We start from the raw sequence: 6,000 nt of genomic DNA, 5'->3' as shown, positions 1-6,000 counted from the left end.
AAAATCCAAATTAAAAATCTTATTTATGGTTTAAATAAAAAAATAAACCCCGAATTATATCGAGGTTTGTCATCAATCTGAAACCTCGATATTATTCGAGGTTTTTTAATAATTATATATTAGCCATTGTATATTCAAATACTAATAGCTTATTTTATCCCATATTCAGCCCGATAAGCCTCAACTTGTACTACTTGATCTTTGCGTGATGGATCTTGGTAAAGGTATTGGATCAAATCATCAAGCGTGATAATTGAAATAACATCACAATGATAGATTTGTTTAATTTCTTGAATTGCAGATAGTTCACCACGACCTTTTTCTTGACGGTCTAGGCAGATGAGTACACCAGCGAGTTTTGATTGATTATCTTCTAATATTTTCATCGATTCACGAATTGCGGTACCGGCGGTAATAACATCATCAACCAGCATAACGCGTTGCTGATAGATCGAACTACCTACTAAGTTACCCCCTTCACCATGGTCTTTGGCTTCTTTGCGGTTAAAGCAATAAGGCACATCGATATTATGATGTTCAGAAAGTGCAACAACGGTTGATGAAACAATAGGAATACCTTTATAAGCTGGACCAAAAATAACATCGTATTCTAAGTTGGCATCCATGAGTGCTGCAGCATAAAAACGACCTAATAAAGCCAGATCTTTACCGGTATTAAACAATCCCGCATTAAAAAAATAGGGGCTTTTGCGTCCCGATTTTAAGGTAAATTCACCAAATTTTAATGCTTGTCTATTTAAAGCAAATTCAATAAATTCACTTTTATATGATTTCATCGATTTTCTCCAATTAATCTTTTAAGGACTGTTTTTGCGCATCAATAATTGTTGCGATGCCATTTTTTGCTAATTCTAACAGTTTTAATAATTCGTCATGACTAAATGGTTCGCCTTCGGCAGTACCTTGTATTTCGATGATTCGTCCATCATCAGTCATAACAACATTCATATCGGTTTGTGCGTTTGAATCCTCTATATATTCCAAATCACAAAGCGCTTCGCCTTCAACAATACCGACAGAAACAGCAGCGACCAATGATTTAATTGGATTTTTCTTTATTTTACCCTCTGCAACCATTTTGTTTATTGCATCATTAAGTGCCACACAAGCACCGGTAATTGATGCCGTTCGAGTACCACCATCGGCTTGAATGACATCGCAATCTAACGTGATAGTGTATTCGCCTAATAATTTAAGGTCGATCATGGCACGTAATGAACGGGCAATCAGGCGTTGAATTTCCATGGTGCGGCCAGTTTGTTTGCCTTTAGCCGCTTCGCGCTGGGTACGTGAATTAGTTGCACGCGGTAGCATGCCATATTCAGCTGTTACCCAACCTTGATTTTGACCTTTTAAAAAACGTGGTACACTTTCATCAACTGTGGCATTACACAGTACTTTAGTTTCACCAAATTCAACTAATACAGAACCTTCTGCATGCTTAGTATAATGACGGGTTATTTTTATAGGGCGGACTTGTTCCGCAGATCGACCAGACGGGCGCATGCAATTCTCCAGCTGTTACAATTAAAAATATCTTTTTGAAATAATTATTTAGGAGGACATCAACAAGATAAGGTTGATGTTTAGCCTAAGCTAAGAGCGTATTATACAGAATATGTGATACAATGCCCAGTAAGTTTTTTACAAATTTAGGATGCTATTATGATTTCCAGCATGACTGCCTATTCACGAAAAGAGTTAAATCAACCGTGGGGAACTGCCTCGTGGGAACTTCGTTCAGTTAACCAACGCTATTTAGAAACCTATATTCGCCTACCAGAGCAGTTTCGCTCACTTGAACCAATGATACGTGAACGACTGCGTAAACGTTTAACTCGCGGTAAAATTGAATGTAATTTACGCTTCGAGTTAGATCCAGCTGCGCAGAATCAAGAACTGTCGTTAAATAAAGAGCTTGCCAAGCAAATTCTAAATGCTGCTAACTGGATTCAAACAACGCATCAATCAGGTCAAATCAACCCTATTGATGTACTGCGTTGGCCGGGCGTATTATCAGCTAAAGAACAAAATCTTGACAGCATATCACAAGAAATCCTAACCCTGCTTGACTTCGCTATCGATGAGTTTATAGCCGTTCGTGAGCGTGAGGGTAAAGCACTTAGCGATTTAATTGTTAAACGTTTAGAAGCGATTACCGTCGAAGTCGATAAGATTCGCAACTGGATGCCTCAAATACTGGAATGGCAAAAAGAACGCTTAAATAGCAAATTGGCTGAAGCTAATATTGAGCTTGATCATTCCCGCCTAGAACAAGAGATAGTAATGGTTGCACAGCGAATTGATGTTGCCGAGGAGCTTGATCGCCTGATGACGCATGTTAAAGAAACTTACTCAATCTTAAAGAAAAACGAAGCAATAGGTCGCAGGTTGGATTTTATGATGCAAGAGTTTAATCGAGAATCGAATACTATCGCCTCTAAATCAATTAATTCGGATGTAACAGCGAGTGCAATCGAACTTAAAGTCCTTATTGAACAAATTAGAGAGCAAGTACAAAATATTGAATAATGGCTTGATTAATGAGTAGATATCTTGGTAGTTTAGCTATTGTATTAGCTTCTATTTTGTGGGGGACAACTGGCACTGTAGCCACGTTTGCCCCTTCACTTTCTTCTTTGTTTATTGGTGCAGTTGCAATGGGGATTGGTGGAATTTTGCAGTGTGTGTTAGCTATCCCACAAATTATCAAAGAGCGTGACTTGTTAACCCAACATATCTATTTTCTTATTGTTGGAGCCGTTGCCGTAATGATTTATCCCTTAGCTTTTTATTCTTCAATGCGATTATCGGGTGTGACAATTGGTACGGTTGTCTCTATTGGTTCGGCGCCGATTCTTTCGGCTATAATTGAATATGTGAAAGGTGACTTTCACTTAACTAAGCGATGGTTGATTGGCGCAATGTTTGGCATTTTGGGAATGATACTATTGTCTTTTGCAGAAAATCATTCAACAACTATTGAAAATAATCATATTATTTTTGGCATTTTACTTGGTTTAATAGCTGGATTTACCTATGCTTTATATTCATGGTCAGCGCGTCAATTAATGTTAAAGACAATATCAACCACTTCTGCCATGGGGGCAACCTTTGGATGTGGTGGCATATTATTAATACCGGTCATGGTGCTCACTGGTTCTGGTTTGTTTGATTCATTAACGAATATTTCAGTTTGTGTTTATATGGCATTAATTCCCATGTTTCTTGGGTATTTATGTTATGGCTATGGTTTATCTAAAATATCAGCCAGCTCAGCTATTACTATTAGCTTGTTAGAGCCGGTTATTGCGGCCATATTAGCGATGTTAATTATTGGTGAAAAAATGTCATTAGTTGGGTGGCTTGGGGTTGTATTGATTTTTATGTGTCTTATTTTTGTGACTTTATCGAGTATTACAAACTCATCGCCTTAGACATAATAAGACTACAATACGAGATACTGAGTGGAATTAATAGGTTTTATTTTGATTTTACTAAAAATAGTTCAGTAATTTTAGTTTATAAAAATTTAGAATATATATTTTAACTTCATTAAGTTTTGCTAATAAGGAATATAACGTGAAAAAATTAGTTGCATTATTTTTATTGTTCATATGTTTCTCAAGCCCATCTTATGCTCAAGATTTTCGAGATATTAGTTTTGACGAATTGTATAAAAAAGCGTCAGAAGAAAATAACCCAGAAGCTCAATTCTATCTCGGTATTAGATATCTTTATGGTATTTCTGTTCCAAAAGATGCACAAAAAGCAATAGAATGGTACGAAAAAGCTGCGGCACAAGGCATTGTAGAGGCCGCTTTAAATATCGGTAGCTTGTATTATAAAGGCGAAGAAGTAGAGCAAAATTACAGCAAAGCTTTTGAATGGTATCAAAAAGTGGCAGATAAAAATGCCGAAGCTCAATATAATTTAGGGGTTCTGTACGAAAAAGGTCAAGGCGTTGAAGAAGATCTAACAAAAGCTCGAGAGTGGTATCAAAAAGGGGCCGAAAATGGTAATGTTGACGCTCAATATGCTTTAGGCGATATGTATTTTGATGGTAATACGGTAGATCAAGATTATAGTTTAGCTAGAATTTGGTTTGAAAAAGCCGCTGAGCAAAATGAGCCTTACGCACAATGGAATCTTGGCGTGATATATTCTAATGGCTATGGTGTTAAAAAAGATACCAAAAAAGCGAAAGAATTGTTTCAAAAAGCTTGTGAAAATGGAATTAAGCATGAATTTTGTGAACAAAAATAAAAACAACTGCAGTAAATAAAATTGGGCCAAATTAAAAAGGGCATTAAGCCCTGATTAACTTAAACGGCAGTATTAATTACAACAATGTCTTTTCTTGAGTGATTTAAAATACCAATAAAGTATCAAGCAAGCTGTAAAAGTTGATAACAAATCTGCCGTTGGTGCTGCTGCCCAAACGCCATCAAGCCCAAAGAATAATGGCAAAATATAGAGTGTTGGCAATAAAATAAGGATCTGTCTAGAAAGGCTAAGTAAAATCGATACTTTTGCCATACCAATGCATTGGAAAAAGCTTGTGGTCACCATTTGGAAACCAATAAAAGCAAAAGAAAGTGTGGTATAGCGTAGTGCAATGGCTGATATTGAGATTAAATCCTCGTCAGCACTAAATGCACGAACTAAAATATCCGGAATAAAAAATCCAAGAATAAAGCCAATACTGGTAATTACGGTCGCTACTTTGACGGCATAAAAAAAGGTAGTTTTGACACGCAAATAGTTTTTTGCTCCGTAATTATAACCAATAATGGGTTGCATACCTTGATTAATCCCAATAACAATCATAATCACTAATGTGATCAATCGGTTGGCATTAGAGTAGCCCGCAATAGCATCATCACTTGACACGTTAGACAGTGGCGCATAATGTACTAATTGCCAGTTGATAAAAACCACCACTATAGAGGCTGCAACCTGCATGGCAAATGGCGACATACCGATTGATATAATCGATTTAATATAGGTCAAGTTAAGGGTGAAATTGCGTCGATATAGCTTAATATTACTGTTTTTGCTGATAAAGTGTTGCATAACAAATAAGAAGCTAATAAACATGGATAACGTGGTTGCAAAAGCTGCTCCACGCATGCCCCAGCCTAAACTAATAATAAAAATCGGTGCTAAAATAATATTGGCAATTACACTAATAAACATGGTAACCATTGCTTTAAATGGATAACCACTGGCGCGCATCATATTGTTATAATTAAACGTTAACGTAATAAAAATACTACCTGGTAAATAAACTTCTAAAAATTCTCGAGCATATACATGATTAGTCGCGCTCGATCCGACAAAATGTAAAACGGGATCGACAAAATAGAGCAATAACGCCAAAGTTAAGCCACTTAAAACGGTAGTTAACATAAACGATGTGCCAGCGACTTTTTCGGCTTTGTCGTTCTCGCCACGACCTAAAAAAATCGAAATCCGGCTCGCCGAGCCGATACCTACCAGCATCCCAATGCCTGCAGTTAGGTTCATAACTGGCAAAATAATGCCTGCACCGCTTAATGCTTCGCGACCAATCCAATGGCCAATAAAAATACCGTCAATAATGTTATACAGCGTATTTACAATTGTGCCAATTACCGCAGGCAGTGCATATTGCCAAAATAGTGAACTGATTTTTTTATTTTTAAAATCATTATAAACATCAAGAGAGTGAGCCATTGCTTTTATTTTTCCGCTGTTAAATATTGTAAAGAAGTTTCAGGTAACTATACGTTTTAGTATAAAAAGAGCATAATCACTATTCAAATTAGCCATGATATGCTCATGTCTGCTGTTTGGTATATTATCAAAATAATAAACGCAGTTTGCGATTTTTACTTATTTCTTAATTTTAAATAATGGTTACTTATAGCGGTTACCCAAATCTGTCTATTGTCACTGCGAGATATTAAATCTTGTCAAAAAGTTTCAGGTAACTAT

General features: G+C 36.5%; 6 protein-coding genes. 3 read left to right on the top strand and 3 right to left on the bottom strand.

Annotated elements, in window-relative coordinates:
- Positions 1-149: 149 nt before the first annotated feature.
- Complete coding sequence (gene pyrE, locus GQ593_RS04705; RefSeq protein ID WP_160430984.1) at positions 150-797, bottom strand: orotate phosphoribosyltransferase; 648 nt, start codon at positions 795-797, stop codon at positions 150-152.
- Between the two features lie 13 nt (positions 798-810).
- Positions 811-1,527 (bottom strand): ribonuclease PH, encoded by a 717-nt coding sequence (rph, locus tag GQ593_RS04700; RefSeq protein WP_160430982.1) that lies wholly within the window; start codon positions 1,525-1,527, stop codon positions 811-813.
- Between the two features lie 159 nt (positions 1,528-1,686).
- Here rph and GQ593_RS04695 point away from each other — a divergent pair, with 159 nt between their 5' ends.
- The 3 genes from GQ593_RS04695 (at position 1,687) to GQ593_RS04685 (ending at position 4,287) form a co-directional block, all read left to right on the top strand.
- Positions 1,687-2,553: a YicC/YloC family endoribonuclease gene (locus tag GQ593_RS04695; RefSeq protein ID WP_160430980.1), complete on the top strand. Its 867-nt coding sequence runs from the start codon at positions 1,687-1,689 to the stop codon at positions 2,551-2,553.
- A gap of 11 nt (positions 2,554-2,564) precedes the next feature.
- A complete protein-coding gene (locus GQ593_RS04690; protein WP_160430978.1) occupies positions 2,565-3,458 on the top strand; it encodes a DMT family transporter in 894 nt (297 codons plus the stop codon).
- A gap of 145 nt (positions 3,459-3,603) precedes the next feature.
- A complete protein-coding gene (locus GQ593_RS04685; protein WP_160403728.1) occupies positions 3,604-4,287 on the top strand; it encodes a tetratricopeptide repeat protein in 684 nt (227 codons plus the stop codon).
- A gap of 72 nt (positions 4,288-4,359) precedes the next feature.
- On the opposite strand, the gene GQ593_RS04680 is transcribed toward GQ593_RS04685, so the two are convergent.
- Positions 4,360-5,739, bottom strand: coding sequence for an MATE family efflux transporter (locus GQ593_RS04680; RefSeq protein ID WP_160430976.1), 1,380 nt, complete (start codon positions 5,737-5,739; stop codon positions 4,360-4,362).
- Positions 5,740-6,000: the final 261 nt, after the last annotated feature.

Source organism: Gilliamella sp. Pas-s25, from assembly GCF_009795885.1.
Taxonomy (GTDB): domain Bacteria; phylum Pseudomonadota; class Gammaproteobacteria; order Enterobacterales; family Orbaceae; genus Gilliamella.
Note: the sequence above shows the minus strand (reverse complement) of the source record. Positions and strands in the feature narration are given on the sequence as shown.